This is a genomic window from Lactococcus allomyrinae (assembly GCF_003627095.1).
Classification (GTDB): Bacteria; Bacillota; Bacilli; order Lactobacillales; family Streptococcaceae; genus Lactococcus; species Lactococcus allomyrinae.
This window is the reverse complement of the sequence record NZ_CP032627.1, coordinates 1,830,521-1,848,041: the sequence shown is the minus strand read 5'-3', so window position 1 is coordinate 1,848,041 and position 17,521 is coordinate 1,830,521. Positions and strand designations below refer to the sequence as shown.

The following is a 17,521-nucleotide window of genomic DNA, read 5'->3' as shown; positions in this document are numbered from 1 at the left end:
TTTTTACTTGGTCGATAATGGAAAGGAAAACCTTTGGAAAACAAACAACTAAAAGCACTTTATTTGAAAACATTGCAAAATATTCAGAGCAGTCCCAATCAGCTGAAGAATTTTCTAGAACAAAATCGTCAGCTTTTTATTTTACCTTTTGAGCAACTTATCCAAATTCATGGACAAAATTCTCATGCAAGTTTTTTAAAGACCTGGGAAGAATGGGAAAAATTAGGAGCAGTCCCTCGACGTGGACAGATTGCACTTCAAGCATTGCGAGAGTTTAATAATCCACATAGTAAAAGAGAAAACTATTTTGACGTGACACAACTGGCGCACCATGAATTAGAATTTGAAGATTTGATGCTAGGATGTGAGCAGATGCAGTCTTATCTGCAGTTAGAAGGCTGGGTCTATGATTCATCAAAACTTCCTTCAGGAAATTATGAAGCCTATCTTTTTCAGTTATCAAAGCGGACACTGGCTAATTTTGAGTATCTTAGTGAAAATGAAAAGAAACTTGTTCCTCTGATTGCTCAATATAATTTGGCAGCAAGTTTCAATTTACTCGATGATGAACAATTTCGAGTGCTTCATCAACGACTTTTTGAAGCCTTAACTAATAAAGGCATTAGATTTAACCGTGTGATTAAAATTGGAAATAATTTATCTACAAGTCAATATCAAAGTATCAAAGATAGCATGGAAGAAATTAGCCGTCTAGCAGAGCAACAGAAGGAACATTCTTTTGAAGAAGAACTTCACGAGCTTGTTTCAAATGGTGGAATTTACTCGGAAAATATTTCGGAAAACTTTGAGTTGAATTCACTTGATGATACAGAAATAGCACAACTCATGACAGAGGTCATTTCTCAACTCAAAACAAGTAGTCAAGCCCTCGCAGAAATGGAAGAGAATGATTCTGATTATTCATTCTATGAGTCGGATTATGGTCAAGTCATTGACAATCTTGATGTACTTAGAGAAGAGATGCTTTATCGAGGCGCAGAAGTTCCCGCTCGTTATCTGTATTTGACAATTCCTTATGATGAAGTTCCGATACAAAAGGAATTCAGGGAGAAGTTGGAGCAGGTTACACAAGGAGAATTAACGTTTAAAACTCTAAAACTAGAAGAATATACTTCTCCAAAAATAGAAAAATCTATTAGTGGAGAAGTAGAACAAACTAAAATTCAATCAGAAAATCTTGAAGTTCCAGCTGCAGTTCTTTCTAAATCTACCACTATTCTTATTTCAGGAGAAGCACAATATCGTGACGCAATGATTGAGGCGTACAAAGTGCTTTATGAGTCCTATATGCACCAGGTGGAATTAAAAGCGCAAGGACACAATGTGTCAGGCGGTTATGATGTCTATGATCTGAAAACAGCAAAAGGAAGCATTCAGCTGGGCTATCACTACCTCGGTCGAGCACTAGGTACAGATGATGACTCCAAAGTTGTCTTCACTTTCTCTTCTGGTACAGAATATTTTGAAACTCAACCTATGAGTACCCCTATTCGTTCACGTGCGTATGCGGTTTTTGAGCAAGGATTGAGCACCTTGCATTTTGAACCAGAGACTCCAGAAAACATTGAAACGGTTGAGAAAACCAGTAATCCCGAACGAGAAGAAACGGATAAAAAGCCAAAGCTAGATCGAGTCGAATATCTCACCGTGTTAAGAGACCGATTGATTCCCGAACAACAAAGGGGCTGGTTTGCGATTGGCTCATTACCTGATGTCCCTGATTTATCGGTAACCGATGTGGCACTTGCCATCTACCATGAAAATGGAACGGCTCTCCCTGTTGTAAGGATGAATTTAGAGGGAAAAATGGACTTCTTCAATGGGCTAGAGTACGCCGAAGAACGAACGGGAATTTCCGATTTTGAAAATAAGGTGACGCAAGCCGCTTTTGACCTTCGAGATGAGTTTTACACCAGGAATGGGTTATCCGTACCAATTGAACGGTCTGCAGCACAAAATCAAAGTTCTATGGTTGAGCGGCTAAAAGTAGACTTTCAAGAAAATGTCAAACCGCAAAATGAACGGGAATTTTCTGATGAAGATAAACTACTTCAAGAACAGTTTATTGCAGATATGGAGACATTGGGAGCCAATGTCTCTTATCTTAAAACGGCTTCTCCTGAAAATTTGATTAAAGAAGGACGCTCTTGGCAAACTCAAAAATATCTTTTTGAAGCTAATCTTATCAGGCGGGGGCACACAAAAACAATGTGGGACGAGGCGATTGATGATTTTAAAACGAAAAATCAGATTACGATAGAAGCAGCAACAGAGCTTTTTAATTTCAATGATTTTCAACAGTATAAAAAGCAGGAAGGTCATCCGTATCTCTCAGAGAAAAGCTGGGTTATCCCTTCTGAACAAGCATCAAAGGATAAAGACATTTTTTTGGAAAAATTGAAAACGGCCTATTTGGGGGAAATATCTTCATTCCAATTTGCTCAAACTAATAATAGTGGAAGAGTATTTTATTTTAAAGAACGTATTCAATACTATGAATTTTATGCTAATCAACTGTTACAGGCTGAAAATCATTCCACATCTCAGTCCTCCTATCATTTTGAGTGGCTATCAGCTGCAGATAAAGTGGAGATTGAGAACATTGTCAACCCAGCTTATGAAAATGATGGATATTTGATGCTGACGTTTGACCAATGGAAAGAGGAATTTGAGGGACAACTTAAGGATAAAGAAATAGAAGAACCGTTATCCGAGTTGCCCATTGAAGAATTATTCCAGCATATCAAAGAAAAGATGAACTTGGATGATGATTATATTATTTCAGGAGAACAGCTTTGCAAAGCTTCATTTGGTGGAATTTTGAATGAAGTGCTTGTGACCTATGATGGGGAAGATTTTGAAATAGCTGACTTGGCTGATAAAATTTCAGGAGTAGAACATTTTGAGGAAAAATTTGATTTGGCTTTACAGACAGTAAAACAGGAACTTTTACCTGAACAAGAGGGAAGTGTAATTGTTGAAGCTCAAGAAGAAAATAGAGAGAGTGAACAATCTAGTGCTAACGAAGTACCTAATAATGAGTATGAAGAATTTTCGCTTTTTGATTTTGATAATGGAGATGTCTCAAAAGACACAGAAACTCCAGAAACGCCTTCTTTTGATTCGACTGATGATTTAACTGTGCAAGAAGTAAAAGCGGTTGAGAAGCCGCAAAATAAGCAGGAAATCATGCTTCCAAGTCAAGACTTCATTTTCCCTGATAACCTGGATAACTTCTATCCGAAAACTCCAACAGAAAAAGTGGAGGCAAATATTCAAGCCATTCAGCTTGTCAAACAACTTGAACAAGAAGGACGTGCGGCTACAGCTGACGAACAGAGCCGTTTAGCTAAATACGTAGGCTGGGGGGACTTGCTGATGAGTTTTTCGATGAGAACCGTACTAAATTTGTTAAGCAAAGAACATTGCTGAAAACTACAGTCACACCTAATGAATACCGTGCAATGCGAGAAAGTAGCTTGACAGCCTATTATACGGATCCTGCGCTTATCCGTGAGATGTTCATTCAATTAGAGCGACAAGGCTTTAAAGGTGGACGTATTTTAGATCCAGCAATGGGAACGGGTAACTTTTTTAGTAGTTTACCTGCACATCTTCGCCAAAATAGTGAACTCTATGGAATAGAATTAGATACGATTACAGGGAGTATTGCAAAGTTTTTGCATCCCAATGCTCACATTAAAATTCAAGGCTTTGAAACGATTGACTTTGAGTCGGAAAGTTTTGATGTTATTGTAGGGAATGTTCCTTTTGCTAACTTTACCATTACGGATGCTCACTATAATAAGCCTTATCTGATTCATGACTATTTTTTCAAAAAATCAAGTGAGTTAGTCCGTCAAGGAGGTTTGGTTTCATTTATTACTTCTACGGGTACGATGAATAAACCGAACGCCAGTCTTAGACAAGAATTGCATCAAGAGATGGGGCTAGTTAGTGCGGTCAGACTCCCCAATTCAGCATTTAAAGCAATTGCAGGGACAAAGGTTGCTACAGACATCTTGACTTTACAAAAAGGTCAGTCAGATGAGTTAGATGATTGGATAGAAACCGTTCCTGCAGAGGAGGCACATGATGTTGATGTCAATCAATTTTTCTCATCTAGTCGTTCGCCGTATGTGTTAGGAGAATATGAAGTTCAAAATCATTTTCGTAAAACGCTCACAGTTGTACCAGAACCAACTCAACCGTTACTTTCTTCCCTCCATGCGGCTTATGAGCAGCAAGCCTCTTTTATGCCTGGAGTTCCAGCATTTTTTGAAGGTACCCAAGAAGAGAGAAACAATATTATAGAAAAATCTATTTTAATAAAAAAAGATTTTTCACTTTCTCTTCCTGATGAAGTTAAGGACTTAGCGCCGCAGACCCATAAGATTGTAGGCGATAAGGTTTATTTTCATGACCCTGATGATGGAATTATTGAGAAAAATCAAGAATGGTACGATGATGGATTTCAACAAGCTGTGGATGAGAATGACCGATTGATTTTTGATCAAAAAGGTCAACCAAAGCTTGTCAATTTTCGTGGTAAGTTTGACAAGAAGACTCTCCCACGACTTAAGGGAATGACTGCTATTAGTGAAAAAGTTCAAGCTATTATTGATTATCAACTCAATCAGCCACCTGTACAAGGAGAGGATTCAACCTTTAAACGTTTACTTTCTGATTTGAACCGTGTCTATGATAACTTTATTCAAGATAAAAACTTGGCGCTCAAAGGGGGAAATTGTCTTAATAGCTCAAAAAATGCCAAACTCTTTGCGGACGATATAAATTTCTATCGTTTGCTTTCGATTGAGAATGAGGTTCGCGACGAAGATGGGCATACCACCTATGAGAAGGGCGATTTTTTCTTTAAGAAGACGATTACTCCAAGTAAGGGACTTCCTGTAATTGAGAATGCGGTAGATGCCTTGAACGTTTCACTTAATCTGTATGGCCAAGTTAATTTAGACTTTATGAGCGAGCAACTGTCAGTTACATCAGAGGAGATTTTATCAGAGCTGCAGGGACAGCTCTTTTTAAATCCTATTTCCATGCAATATGAACCTGCTTCCATTTATTTAAGTGGAAATATCAAAAAGAAAATAAGTCAGCTGCGTCCATTTCTTAATTCAAATGATTCTCGCTTTAGTTCAAATCAACAAGCGCTCGAAGCTATATTGCCTGAGCCTCTTTCTATTCATCAGATTGATTTTTGGATTGGTACTCGTTGGATTCCGTTATCCATCTATCAAACTTTCTTAAAAGAAAAATTAAATAATGGTTATGGATTGGGAATGAGCCTGGACTACAATACCTATCGTGCCACGTATAACATTGAAAATGCCACAGCAATTAACCGTGTAGCAGAATGGCAGCTTAGTTCACTTTACCGTTCCCTCGTTATTTCGGGTAAAACAGCTAATTATAATCCTATTCATTTATTTGAAAATTTACTCAATCTCAAAAATACAAAAATTAAAAATACGATTAAACATGAAGATGGAACGACAGAAACCTTTGTGGATGCAGAGCTAACCATTGTTGCAAGAGAAAAACAAATCCTGCTCCAGCAGGCATTTAAGGATTTTGTTCATCAGACGCCTGAAATCTCTCAGATTATGGAACAAGTTTATAATGACCGTTTTAATTCAATTGTACCTAGAACGTATGATGGTTCACATCTTACTTTTTCAAGCCTGACGGATACCATTACACTTCGAGCACATCAGAAAAATGCAGTAGCTAGAGTTATTCAAGAAAAAAGAGGTCTTTTTGCTCACGTGGTGGGTTCGGGTAAGACTTTATCTATGATTGCTTCTGGAATGAAGTTAAAAGAATTAGGAACGATTAATAAGCCCTGTTATGTGGTACCTAAAGCAGTGCTCAATCAATTTGCGGCGGATATACTCCGTGCTTATCCTGATAAGAACATTATTGTTCCAACTTATCGAGACTTTGAAGTCTCTCATCGCAAGCGATTTGTTACCAAGATCCAAACAGGAGATTATGATGCTGTTATTTTGAGTAATGAGCAATTTGGAAAAATTGGTTTAACCAAAGAACGTGAGGAAGCTGTCATCAAAGCAGAAATTGATGAGATTGTTGAAGCACGAGCTGCCGCAAAAGCTAAAGAAGGGGGACGAAGCACGGTTAAACAACTCATCCAGTTGGAGAAAAGTGCAAAGAAACGCCTGCTTAAGCTGCAGACTGAGAAAGATGATAGCCCAATTACCTTTGAAGCGACAGGGATTGACTTCCTTTTTCTTGATGAAGCCCATCATTTTAAAAATTTGAGCTACATGACCAATATTACAGATGTTAAAGGAATTAGTACGACAGCCAGTCAACGGGCAAGTAGCCTTTTAGCCAAAGTTCGGTATCTTCAAGAAATTCATGACGGAGGTGGCGTTGTTTTTGCGACGGGTACACCTGTCTCCAACTCTATGGCAGAACTTTATACGATGATGAAATATCTAATGCCTAGGGAATTACGTGACTATGGGATTTCTAATTTTGATGAATGGGCATCTGCCTTTGGAGAAATTGAAACGAAAAATGAGGTTGACCAGACAGGACAAAAATGGAAGCCTGTGTCTCGCTTTTCTCGATTCAATAATTTACCAGAGTTAATGAACCTTTTTAGCACGGTGGCGGACATTCAAACTGCAGAAATGCTCAACTTACCTACTCCAGAGATTGCTAATGACGGAAAGCCTTTTGTTCATGCCAGCGAATTAACGGAAGCACAAGCTGCCTTTATGAAACAGCTTATTTGGCGAAGTGAGCATATGCCTTCTGACCCTAGTATAGATAATTTTCTTAAACTGACCACAGAAGCACGATTGATGGCGACAGATATGCGTTTGATTGATCCTGATTTCTATAACCCTAGTGATAGTTTAAAAGGCCAACAAGTCGCTGAAGAGGTGCATAAAATATGGGAAGAAAATAAGGAAAAACACTCCACACAGCTTATTTTTTCTGATATTGGAACACCGAAAAGTGAGCGTAAGGATAAGAACGTGAGTTTAAATGCAGAAGACTTAGACTATAAATTTAGTGTTTACGCAGATATTAGAAGGCGTCTTATGGAGTTAGGCATTCCCCAAAAGGAAATTGCTTTTATTCATGATTATCCTACAGATAAGAAAAAAGCGGAACTTTTTGAAAAAGTTCGTGAAGGAAAAATTCGTGTGCTTTTTGCCTCCACGCAAAAAGGAGGAACGGGGGTCAATATCCAAGACCGTTTAATTGCGGTACACCATGTTGATGTGCCCTGGCGTCCTAGCGACATCGAGCAGCGTAATGGCCGAATTGTACGTCAGGGTAATCTCAATCCTGAGGTGCAAATTCATCATTATGTGACGAAAGGCTCCTTTGATACTTTTATGTGGCAAGTTCAAGAGAAAAAGTTAACCTACATCACACAAATTTTAAGTGGAAAAAATGTGGGACGCTCAATGGAAGATTTGAACGAACTCGTATTGACAGCGAGTGAGATTAAAGCAATTGCGACAAATAATCCTAAAATTCGAGAAAAAATGGATCTGGAAAATCAGCTCACCAGTTTGTCCATCTTACGTTCTACATTTTATGCCGATAAACAGGCCGATAAACGGGAGGCTGAACGCCTAGAAGCTCATCTTCCACTCATGCGTCAATATGCCACAAATGCTCTATTTGATGGGAAAATAGCAGCAAGCTATCAAACGTCAAGTCCAGAGCACTTTCAACTTACTTTGATTGACTCTACTTTTACAGAAAAGAAAAAAGCAGGAGAGTTTATTGCGAGTCAGGCCTATCATGCAACAGAACAAAAAAATTTGGGTCAGTATGCAGGTTTTGAACTCTTGATTAAGCCTAATTTAGCAGCGGAATTGACGGCAGAACCAATGGCTTATTTAGTTGGAAAAAATACTTATTCTACACCCGTTAATCTTTCAAGTGGGATTGGGACGTTGACACGATTAGACAATCTAGTCAAAAATGTTATTAAGGGGAAAGCAGATAATCAGCAAGAAAAAATTGAAAATATCGAAAAAAGTATCGTTACCTTAAAATCAAAACTCAATGAACCTTTTGAAAAAGAAGCTGAATATCAGCGTCTATCTCAAAAATTGGAAGCTGTGAATACAGCGATAGAGTTAGAAAATGTTCATAAAAATACAGTAGAGAAAGAGATTAAAACTCCGAGTCAAAAAATTAAAACAATTGATGAAGAAATGGAATTCTAATCAATCGTTACGCCCTGAACAAAATCAGTGTTCAGGGCTGTTTTTTTTTACTTTAATTACACATTTTTTATGCGTTTATTCTTGACAAGAGTTTTTAATTATGTAAGAATAGAAATATAGATAAATAGATTAAAGATAAAATAAATAAATCTATTTTAAGAAAGAGGTATAAAATGGCATTTGGAGATTATTGGAAAGCGGTATCCACTGAGGATTATCCAGTTATTCTTGATTGGCTCAACCAACACGATGCAGGCGAAGGAGCAGATATTGGAGCAGTAGATGTTGCTTATTTACTTTTTGGCGAGAAATATGGTGCAAAAATCGGACTCGTGGAATACTTTGAGTATGATTTGCTTTTAGACGAGGAGACAGAGGAACAGTATTATATTGATGAGGAAGGAGAACGAATCTACGAGGGAGATTTTGAAGGAATGATTTATCAGGGCTACCGTTATTTGGATAGTGATTTTTCTGACGATACGATCGAGTATGTTCCAGTGACAGATGATCGGATTTGGAAACAGGCAAATGACTTGGCACAAAATGATTGGTCTTATGCTTTTGATTTAAAACCTTCAGCTGAGGACATCACGTGGGACGAATACCAGGAACATCTGGCTGAACATGATTATCCTCATTTTCCTTACCATCCTACCATTCTTGAGGAGGAAGACCAATGAAAATAATGACGATTACTATCCATAAAGGTGGGGATGGCAAAACAACTTTCACGCTTACTTTCGCTTCATACTTGCGTCAGAACAGCCGTGTATTAGTGATTGATAAGGACAAATCACGTAATTTGACGAATCTCTGTATTGGTCTTCAGGAAGTACCTGACGAACAGAGTATTCTCGGAATTTATAATAATTTGGAAGTACAGCCCATTCAAATCAAGGAAAATTTAGATTTAATTGCTGGAAGTTCAAAGACGAAAGCGTTAAAAAAAGAATTGGTTGGACGACGCAAACGGGAGGAAATCTTTGTCCGTTGGATCGCACGAAATTATGAGTGGTTGAATGAACATTATGATTATCTTTTGATTGATACAGAGAATGCTCAGGATGAACTCATCGAAAATTCGGTCATTGCAAGTGATATGGTTTTAGGAATTGCTCGACCAGGAGATAATTCAATTATCGCCATCAATGGTTTACAGAACTATGTGAATGAAATTAATCAAGATTATGAGACGCAGGTTAAGTTACGCTTGATTGGAAACGAGATTGTCCCAGGCGAGACGGCTTCAAAAGACTTTATTGAAACGATGCAAAGCAATCGTTACCGTGAACAATATTTGGGCTATATCAAACATTCAACAGCAATGAATCATTCTGTTCCACTTTTTGATCGAAAAATAAGGTCAGATCAAAAAGCATTTGCGGCTGATGTCAAAGTATTATGTCATCATTTAAAAGATGCATTAGACAATTGAATGGGAAAAATAGAAAAATCTATTAGCAGATAAATTGGAGGAATGCGATGCGCTGGTCACATGGAAAATATAGAACAAATTTTGACGCAGATAATAAGGATTTTGAAGATGGATTATCTTTTATTGGAATAGTGCTTATCGGGTTATTTTTGACCTTCGTCTATCTTTTTTTCAAAGAATATGCGCAAGCGATCAAGCATTTTTTAACCATTTTGATGATTCTCATTTCAGTGGGTGCCGTGATTTACGGACTTTGCAAAATTCTTTGGGCTTGGCAAGGCTGGCGCTTGAAACGGCGTATAAAACAGATTGAAAACATTCTTAAAAAGCGATATAATCTATTTATAGAAAAAAAGATTATTAGAAAAGTGGAGAAAATTAAAATAAAATGGATACGGAAAATCGTTTTGCAAAATATCAAGAAGCGGATGTTTTAGAAAAAGGGACAGTCAAGTCTTCCTCAGAAGAGGTCGTTCTTGATTTTGGAAAAAAGAAAAAAGTTCCTTCTAACAAAAATGCACCAAAAACAATTCGTGTGAGTTCAGAGGATGCAGCTGGATATAAAATGGCTGCGGCTTTTAAAGGAGTAACGATGACACAACTGGCGTCAGATGCCCTAGAGCACTATCTTAACTCGAAATTGTTAAGCCATGCACAGATTGCGGCGGTTCGTGAGGCAATGAAAAGTGCTGCGGATAGAGAAGAATAACAAAAATATTTTTGTTCAAAATTAACTATGGATAATGGATGGATTATTTTGTTTAAGAGTAGTCTATAAACTTATTGATATAGAACAGATAAAATGGATTCTGCAAAATGAGTCCATTTTATTATATAGAATTCAGAGTTTTTAGATATAAAAATTCTGCTATATGTCAACCATGGAAACGTTTGTAAGAAAGTAGTATAATAAATTTAATACAAATGAAAAAGGAGACTCTGATGGCAGCAGGGAAAATAAAATCTAATACTGTTGATGCTCAGGAAGCTATTGCCGAGCTTATAGGTGTTGATGCTTCTGGGCTTTCAAATCAATCCGTCAATTTTGGTTCGAGCACTGTTCCAAGTATGCTCGCAGGACAAACTTTATCGAATCAGTTGATGTCCGATGTTTCAAAAGTTGTGTCATGTATCTTACTGCAAGCCAATAAATTTCCTGAATTGGCAAATGCGATTGAGGAACGAGATATGGATGCGGCAAGGAGGTGGGATTAATGCCTTGGGTAAAGACAATGTTTGGGGGTCTCAAAGGCTTGGTAGATGCGACAGATGATGAAATTCGCCAATGTGCTATTACTTATAACCATCTTTACAGAGATTTAACCGAAGAAGAAATTCAACAATACATCAAAGATTATAGGATAGCAGAAAAGGAAAAACTGGAAACTGAACAAAAGGGCTCGTATAATTCTTACGTAGTTATTGCACTTGATGACGACGCTCAAAAATCAAGCTCCGAAACTAAAAAAGAGTCCACTACCACCTCTTCCAACTTTTCATCTTCTAAATTGAATTCAAAAGATAAAAGCGCAGACAAACGTGCGGAATACGCTCAAAAAATCATGTTCAAAGAACAGGAAATGGATGACCTCGGACAGTTAGAGCGAAATTTTGAGAACAGAAATGACCAATTTCTTTCGGATGCCAATCGTCATTTTTATGAATCAGAAGAACTTTCTCAGCAAAGAAATCAATATCCTTCACAACAATCCCGTTTTCAAGAGTCTGTCCTGCAAGAGGCTTATGGACAAGCAAAATGGACTGCAAATCGGCAACAAGAAACTTTTCAAGAGTCCAGCCGAGTGGCTCGAATTGAAATTGAAGATAAAATAGAAAGCTTATATAAAGAAAGGAGTGCTTTACCGTGGTAGTTTATGATAGTAGCGACTCAGATCATCTCATGCAAGTTATGACGGCTAATTTGAAGAGCGCTAAAGAAATATTTAACCGTCTTTCCAAAGGTAGCACACACTTGGTAGATACAATTAATTCAGGGACACTTTCAGGTGCTGCTTACACGGCAGGTAAAGAATTGTTTGTGGCTTATATTAATCCGATGCTTCAAAAGTTGTCGCAGGCCATCAGTGATATTGAATCAGACCTTGTGGCATATCGTAATGCAGATGGTAATGTACGCCAGTATGAAAGTCATTTAGACGAAGTATTGATTAAACAGCAACTCAATAACACAAAAGAATTAATTCGACTATTTCAGCAGAAAATTGATGACGATCAAGACTTAATGAAGAACCTTCAATCAGCAGCAAGTGGAGACTTTGGTCAAATTGCAGCAAATATGGCAGAGATACCTGGATTGCAGGAGCAGCTTGATAATTTAGAACAAGTTAAAACAATGCATGAACACGAACTTGCAGCATTAGAAACTTTTGTAAGTAGCACTTCATCTTTATTTACGGATAGTTTACAGGCATTCAAATATGCTTTACAGGGTGTGAGTATTATCAATCAAAGCAGAGCAAGTTTCAATGGTCACATCACATTTCCCGCTGGTGTAAATATGAGCTGGATAACTAGATTAAAAAATGAAAAATTCGATTCGAAACTTTCTACCAAAATGGGGAATAGGGAATCAGGTCTTCTTTATCCTCAGTACAAGAACAATCCGAAAGCAATGACTGCTATGGAAAAATTTTTAGAAGCTGTTGCGGAGGGAAAAAGTAAATCAGAGTTGAATGAGCTTTATGATAATCTTGTTGGATTCACGAAGAACAAAGCTGACCTTGATGAGTTGAATGGAATCGTAAAAGATTTACAACTTACCTATCCAAGTGGCAAGTTGACGCTCAGAACCTCACGGCCAAAAGTGATGAATAATGATGATATTGAAACAAAAACAGTGAGTTATACAGTAAATGGCATACAGCAAAACTTTTCAGAAACTAAAAATTTAAGCACAGGAAAGTTGCTTTCACAAAGTAATGGAGGATTGAATAATTTTATGGGAGTGATGGATAATTTGAATGGAGTGGGAGCAGGACAGCCTGGATATGAGGCTTCTGGACTTAGGGAATCCTCCGATTTGAAATATAGTTTAGATCCTAAAGCAAATATTGGAGAGGTTAAAGGAGTCGAAAGTATAGAGCCAAATGATAGGTTGGTATATAAAGAAGGAGCTGGAGCAAATATTGCTCTTGGAGCAATGGCGGCTGAAGGAGAACGTGAAGATGTTCAAGCAGCTGTAAATACAACTACTGTTGAAAAAGGGAGTGATTATTTAGCAGGACAAGCTAATAATAAAAAGCAAACAGAAGCAACCTCAAAGGAAGCTGCAAAATCAGCGTATAATGCCTCTCACTACCAAGGTTCTCCTTATAACAATACACCAAATGACTAAGGAGGGGTAAAATGCTTACGGATAGACAAAATAAATTTTATCTTGAAATTCAAAATTTGGGTTCTCATCTTGATGAAGGTCCAGAGAGGACATACCTTTGGCAAGCATGGGACGATATTAGAACAGGGCAGGATTTCAAAAGAACAATTAACCAGTTATGTCTCAATTTGAGAGAACTAGAAAAATATCCTGCAGGGTTGACTCAAGAAACAAAAAAATTATTTGAACAATTAGTGTCAACATATGGAGAGCCTGTAGGAGAATTAAATAAATCAATATTTTCTAAAAATTGGGGAGTTGTAAATTCTAACCCAGATGCGGTATTTGTTGGGAGAGGATGGACGAGTAGAAAAAGTCTTGAGAAGCAAAAAAAGAGCAGTTGTTTGAAGAGTATTATGTCAGCTTTCATAATATTAGTATTTGGCTGTGTTTTCCTAGCAGTCATTTGGACACCAATACTTCCGTGGATAGAAGGTCATGTTGGAAATACAATTTTTTATGGAGGCGTTATCACCATCATTGTTATAGTGATTTTAATACTTATTTTGACAGGAAATGTGAAAAAGAGCAAAAAATAAGAACACTCATTATGATAAAAGCTTAGAGGGTTATCAATTGGAGAAAAATCAAATTATAATATATAAATTTGGATAAAAAATACTTACTATCTCACTATACTTAGTGAGACTTTTTTTGAATATCCATAAATTTAAAACCTGACTTATGGTTTTAAATGACCATAAATCAGGTTTTCTATATTGTGGAGTCCATAAGTTAGGTTTTCTATTTATGGTTCCATAAGGCTGTAAACTAGGTTTATGGTCATTAGACTACCATAAACCGTTTTTACAAGTGCTGGTCTTTCCATTTATGGGTAATGAGCCACTACTCTTTATTTACCTTTATTCTTTATCTATTTTCTATGATGATGATGATGAAAAATAAATAAAGGATTTTTAAAAAATTTCAAAAATAAAAAACAAGGGCTGATGAGTAACAAAAACAGCACTTGTTTTTTGCTTAAGGTTAAAGACCACTCCAAAATATCATAAAATAGTGTCTTTGTCCAATTGGAACAAGAAATTTCCTTGCCACAATCCGTTAAAATTCTTAAAATTGATTATTATCAAGTGGTATGGTTGCCCAATTTGATGAATTAGCTTTTGAACTGAAAAGTCGTCCGAAAAGCTGAACGAACAGTTGCAATCTTGATTGGCGATGTTCATCTGATAGGAAAATGTTTATGAAAAGAGGGGAACTGAAAAAAGCTGTTGGGCAGGTGGTTTAGGACTGGAGTCTCGGGGTTGTGGGATGTCAATCTTTTGAACATTTAAGAGAGAATTTTATTTCAGATATGGAAAAAAATTAGAGGAGCAAATTCTAAAGCTCACTGATCATATGAAATTTAATTAAACTGATGAACGTCTAGTCCAGCAACTTAAAAATTTGCAAAATGACCGAAAAATCTTGGAGGAGTCTTACATAGAAGAAATTTAGTCAGTGGAATATGATAAAATTTTAGGTAAAGCCGTTCGAAAGATTTTTGAAGAAGTTACAAATTGGGAAAATTTGTTAAAATGAAAAGTTTTAAATTAGATATAAAAATTTTGTTCCATAGCAATAATGGGTAAAACAAAAAAGAAGCTTTATTAAGGCTTCTTGCACCAAAAATCATATAGTCTTTTTTATTTATACGCTATCTGGACTCCATACACCTGTTACTTTAAATCCAAACATATCTCCAGTTGTTCCTTTGATTTTTACTTTGACATTTTTACCTTTATCTTCATAAGCATTATTTGCAATATAGTAGCCTTTGTTAAGTTTTGTAATTTCAACATACCAAGTTTGGCTAAAGTATTTGCCATTGCTATCAACAACACAAGCAGAATAGTTTTGAGATTTAGACCGAGTTTTCGCCATCATGTAGGCGGAACTGTAATCATATTTTGGACGAATATCAGTGTATTTATAACTCCCAGTAAGTCCAGGAGTAAAATTAAAGGTGTAACTAGTGTCTCCGTGATTGTTTCCTGCAAATACAGGGATAGTTCCTACTGTTAAAATTCCAATTGTTACAGCAGTTGAAATTATCCATTTTTTCATAAGTTTACTTCCTTTCAAATGGCAAATATGATATAATTGGTGCAACTTAATTATAACTTAAATGGAATGAAAGCACAAAATATTATAGGAGGATTAACAGGTATGGGAGCCATTCTTTACAGAATTTCAAAGAGACATCAGCTTTGGCTAATAACTATATGTGGTATTATTCTGGGAGTATCTGGACTAGTCACAGGGAAAATTATTGGAAATTTTCCGCAAGATAATTATTTATTTTATCCAGTTAGTGCATATTCAATGGGAATCCTTGTAATTCCTTTTCCAGCATTTGTAATTTATAAATTTTTATTCCCTCTAATTGCCAGTATGGGTGTTGGGGATTTGGTAGCTGAAGATTTAAATTCAGGATATATTAAATCATTTATTCCTCGTTCTAATTTTAAAAAGTATTTAAGTCAAAATATGTTACTTTCTTTTTTTATTGGAGGAATAATTTCAATTGTACCTGCTGTGGTAAATTTTATAAGTCTGTTTTTCTTTATTCCACATACAGCGTTAAACCCATATTATAGTATGTTTCTTGTTGATTCACAAGAGTTTATACCTCAATTATATTATGGAAATCCTTTAATTTATTTTATAATAAGAATAGTTTTTATCTTTATTTTTGGAGGAGCATTATCAGTATTTGCTACCTCTATATCTTTCTTGATGAGAAATCGCTATTTATCCTTAGCAATTCCAATGTTTCTTGTCTTATTCATTGATATGATAATTCAATTTTTTGTACCAGATCGCTTTACTATAACATCTCAGTTTATTGGTACTCAAAACATCCAAGTATCGGGAATAATTTTTATTACTTTAGTTTTTATATTTTCTATTGTGACTCTTTTTGTTGGAGTGAAAAAACATGAAATATAAAAGAGGGATTTTCTACTTGTTGCATTTAATTTCACCTTACAATATTTTATTTTTTTTCTTAGTGCTTATATTTTTTAATTTATTCAATTTAATTTTTCAGTATTTTAGGATGGATAAAGAATTTGGTAACCTGGATGTTTTGTTATTTGGAAATACTGGATTTTTGTTTGGGGCATTTAATGGTTTTACGTTGATATTTTATATTTTACCATTAGTGGGAGTAGTTTATTTTATTGAGAAATGGACAACTACTTCTACATTTCTTCTTTACTCTAGAAGAAACAGGAGAGTTTTAATGAGTAGATTAATTTCAACGGCTATTCTATTGTTATTCTATTTATTATTGATAATAGTGAGTTTTCTTATTACATTCACAATTGTTAGATATTTCGTTGTTGATGTTGATACTACTACTTCATGGAAGCTCACTATTACTTTCAGAATGTTTTTAGTGAAATATGTACAGTTTATTACAATTGCTCATGGTTTTTTGATTATACTTTTATATGTAAAAAATAGATATATAATTTTATTTCTCTTATTGGCATTATTTATTTATTCTTTAGTTGAACAGCCACCGTGGTTAACACCACTTTTCTTAATTGATAGAAGCCAAATTCTAGTAAATTCATTCTCATTTTTCATTTTTATAGGAAAGCTGATTATACTAAATGTTATAATATTTAGTATAGGTTCACTTATTCAAAATATGAAAAAAATCAAGGAGCATTATGGGTATTGAATATATATACATACTGTCGAAACGTTTTATTAGATATATGGTTTCATTAGGTAAAAGATGGTATTTATTAGGTTATATATTTATAGGTATCTACAGCATGATGGTAAACGATAGAATGAAACTTTCAGGAAAAAATATTCCTGATATTCTTTCACCATTTTTTAGCAATACATATCCACTTAGGGAATATAGTGAAATAGAGTTGCCGTATTTTTGGTTAATTATTCACTTGATTTCTATGCTTTTAATTTTTTATTCATTAGTGGTGTTAATTGATAACCAAGGATTAACACTTTTGATAAGGATAAAGCAAAGGAATTTGTTATCGTTAGCTATATTGATTTCAATATTTATTACAGCTTTTATATATACTTTAGTATTTGGAGTAGTTTTGTCAGTGGCGCTGTTACGACCAGTCATTTTTTCATATTTATTTATTAAATACCTGATACTTTTGTGGCTTAGCGTTACTCTGACGAATTTGTTGTCATTCTTAATTTATATAATTGGTTCAAACACGATTGTTTCCATGTTTATGAGTACCTTGATACTAATTGTTATTAGTATTTGTAATACTAAATTTATTCCATTTAAAAGCTCACTTATTTTGAGCGATAATATAAATTACTTTTTGATGGGAAATAATTTTTGTATTGCAATATTGATAAATATTTTCATGATATTGATGGTTAGCCTTGTAGTAAAAACATTGATTCAAAGGTATTCATTTTAAG

The 17,521-nt window shown here is 35.5% G+C and carries 14 protein-coding genes; 13 read left to right on the top strand and 1 reads right to left on the bottom strand.

The genetic code is table 11. The annotated features are described in order from the left end of the window. The first annotated feature begins 33 nt into the window (after positions 1-33). The 10 genes from D7I46_RS08530 to D7I46_RS08485 all read left to right on the top strand — a co-directional run bounded on the left by D7I46_RS08530 (position 34) and on the right by D7I46_RS08485 (position 13,632). Complete coding sequence (locus D7I46_RS08530; RefSeq protein WP_120772515.1) at positions 34-3,453, top strand: hypothetical protein; 3,420 nt, start codon at positions 34-36, stop codon at positions 3,451-3,453. Then, positions 3,447-8,261 carry an N-6 DNA methylase gene (locus D7I46_RS08525; protein WP_120772514.1) on the top strand — a complete coding sequence of 1,605 codons (4,815 nt, stop codon included), beginning with the start codon at positions 3,447-3,449 and terminating at the stop codon, positions 8,259-8,261. The genes D7I46_RS08530 and D7I46_RS08525 overlap by 7 nt, the downstream gene beginning before the upstream one ends. Positions 8,262-8,434: 173 nt before the next feature. Beyond that, on the top strand, positions 8,435-8,944 hold the full coding sequence (locus D7I46_RS08520; RefSeq protein WP_120772513.1) for a hypothetical protein: 510 nt from the start codon (positions 8,435-8,437) through the stop codon (positions 8,942-8,944). Continuing rightward, positions 8,941-9,699, top strand: coding sequence for a ParA family protein (locus D7I46_RS08515; RefSeq protein ID WP_120772512.1), 759 nt, complete (start codon positions 8,941-8,943; stop codon positions 9,697-9,699). The genes D7I46_RS08520 and D7I46_RS08515 overlap by 4 nt, the downstream gene beginning before the upstream one ends. 47 nt (positions 9,700-9,746) lie before the next feature. Beyond that, the gene (locus D7I46_RS08510) at positions 9,747-10,136 is read left to right on the top strand and encodes a hypothetical protein (RefSeq protein ID WP_120772511.1); all 390 of its coding nucleotides are present in this window, start codon (positions 9,747-9,749) and stop codon (positions 10,134-10,136) included. Continuing rightward, positions 10,088-10,408 (top strand): hypothetical protein, encoded by a 321-nt coding sequence (locus D7I46_RS08505; protein WP_120772510.1) that lies wholly within the window; start codon positions 10,088-10,090, stop codon positions 10,406-10,408. Before D7I46_RS08510 ends, D7I46_RS08505 begins: the two co-directional genes overlap by 49 nt. A gap of 233 nt (positions 10,409-10,641) precedes the next feature. After that, a complete protein-coding gene (locus tag D7I46_RS08500) occupies positions 10,642-10,914 on the top strand; it encodes a TIGR04197 family type VII secretion effector (RefSeq protein ID WP_120772509.1) in 273 nt (90 codons plus the stop codon). After that, on the top strand, positions 10,914-11,570 hold the full coding sequence (locus D7I46_RS08495; RefSeq protein ID WP_120772508.1) for a hypothetical protein: 657 nt from the start codon (positions 10,914-10,916) through the stop codon (positions 11,568-11,570). The genes D7I46_RS08500 and D7I46_RS08495 overlap by 1 nt, the downstream gene beginning before the upstream one ends. Further along, positions 11,564-13,054, top strand: coding sequence for a hypothetical protein (locus D7I46_RS08490; RefSeq protein ID WP_120772507.1), 1,491 nt, complete (start codon positions 11,564-11,566; stop codon positions 13,052-13,054). Before D7I46_RS08495 ends, D7I46_RS08490 begins: the two co-directional genes overlap by 7 nt. A gap of 11 nt (positions 13,055-13,065) precedes the next feature. Then, complete coding sequence (locus tag D7I46_RS08485; RefSeq protein WP_120772506.1) at positions 13,066-13,632, top strand: hypothetical protein; 567 nt, start codon at positions 13,066-13,068, stop codon at positions 13,630-13,632. A 1,111-nt stretch (positions 13,633-14,743) separates the two neighbouring features. On the opposite strand, the gene D7I46_RS08480 is transcribed toward D7I46_RS08485, so the two are convergent. Continuing rightward, a complete protein-coding gene (locus D7I46_RS08480; RefSeq protein ID WP_120772505.1) occupies positions 14,744-15,160 on the bottom strand; it encodes a hypothetical protein in 417 nt (138 codons plus the stop codon). 39 nt (positions 15,161-15,199) lie between these two features. On the opposite strand from D7I46_RS08480, the gene D7I46_RS08475 reads away from it, so the two are divergent. Genes D7I46_RS08475 through D7I46_RS08465 form a run of 3 tightly spaced genes read left to right on the top strand, consistent with a single transcriptional unit; the run spans position 15,200 to position 17,520 of the window. Then, the gene (locus D7I46_RS08475) at positions 15,200-16,045 is read left to right on the top strand and encodes a hypothetical protein (RefSeq protein ID WP_162930865.1); all 846 of its coding nucleotides are present in this window, start codon (positions 15,200-15,202) and stop codon (positions 16,043-16,045) included. Beyond that, positions 16,035-16,787 (top strand): hypothetical protein, encoded by a 753-nt coding sequence (locus tag D7I46_RS08470; protein WP_120772503.1) that lies wholly within the window; start codon positions 16,035-16,037, stop codon positions 16,785-16,787. Before D7I46_RS08475 ends, D7I46_RS08470 begins: the two co-directional genes overlap by 11 nt. Beyond that, complete coding sequence (locus D7I46_RS08465) at positions 16,777-17,520, top strand: hypothetical protein (RefSeq protein ID WP_120772502.1); 744 nt, start codon at positions 16,777-16,779, stop codon at positions 17,518-17,520. The genes D7I46_RS08470 and D7I46_RS08465 overlap by 11 nt, the downstream gene beginning before the upstream one ends. The last annotated feature ends 1 nt before the right edge of the window (position 17,521 follow it).

What these genes read in the sequence shown, in the direction of transcription:
- D7I46_RS08520 (WP_120772513.1), top strand. Translation starts at nt 8,435, where the DNA reads ATGGCATTTGGAGATTATTGGAAAGCGGTATCCACTGAGGATTATCCA.
- D7I46_RS08495 (WP_120772508.1), top strand. Translation starts at nt 10,914, where the DNA reads ATGCCTTGGGTAAAGACAATGTTTGGGGGTCTCAAAGGCTTGGTAGAT.
- D7I46_RS08485 (WP_120772506.1), top strand. Translation starts at nt 13,066, where the DNA reads ATGCTTACGGATAGACAAAATAAATTTTATCTTGAAATTCAAAATTTG.
- D7I46_RS08480 (WP_120772505.1), bottom strand. Translation starts at nt 15,160, where the DNA reads ATGAAAAAATGGATAATTTCAACTGCTGTAACAATTGGAATTTTAACA.
- D7I46_RS08500 (WP_120772509.1), top strand. Translation starts at nt 10,642, where the DNA reads ATGGCAGCAGGGAAAATAAAATCTAATACTGTTGATGCTCAGGAAGCT.
- D7I46_RS08510 (WP_120772511.1), top strand. Translation starts at nt 9,747, where the DNA reads ATGCGCTGGTCACATGGAAAATATAGAACAAATTTTGACGCAGATAAT.
- D7I46_RS08465 (WP_120772502.1), top strand. Translation starts at nt 16,777, where the DNA reads ATGGGTATTGAATATATATACATACTGTCGAAACGTTTTATTAGATAT.
- D7I46_RS08470 (WP_120772503.1), top strand. Translation starts at nt 16,035, where the DNA reads ATGAAATATAAAAGAGGGATTTTCTACTTGTTGCATTTAATTTCACCT.
- D7I46_RS08505 (WP_120772510.1), top strand. Translation starts at nt 10,088, where the DNA reads ATGGATACGGAAAATCGTTTTGCAAAATATCAAGAAGCGGATGTTTTA.
- D7I46_RS08515 (WP_120772512.1), top strand. Translation starts at nt 8,941, where the DNA reads ATGAAAATAATGACGATTACTATCCATAAAGGTGGGGATGGCAAAACA.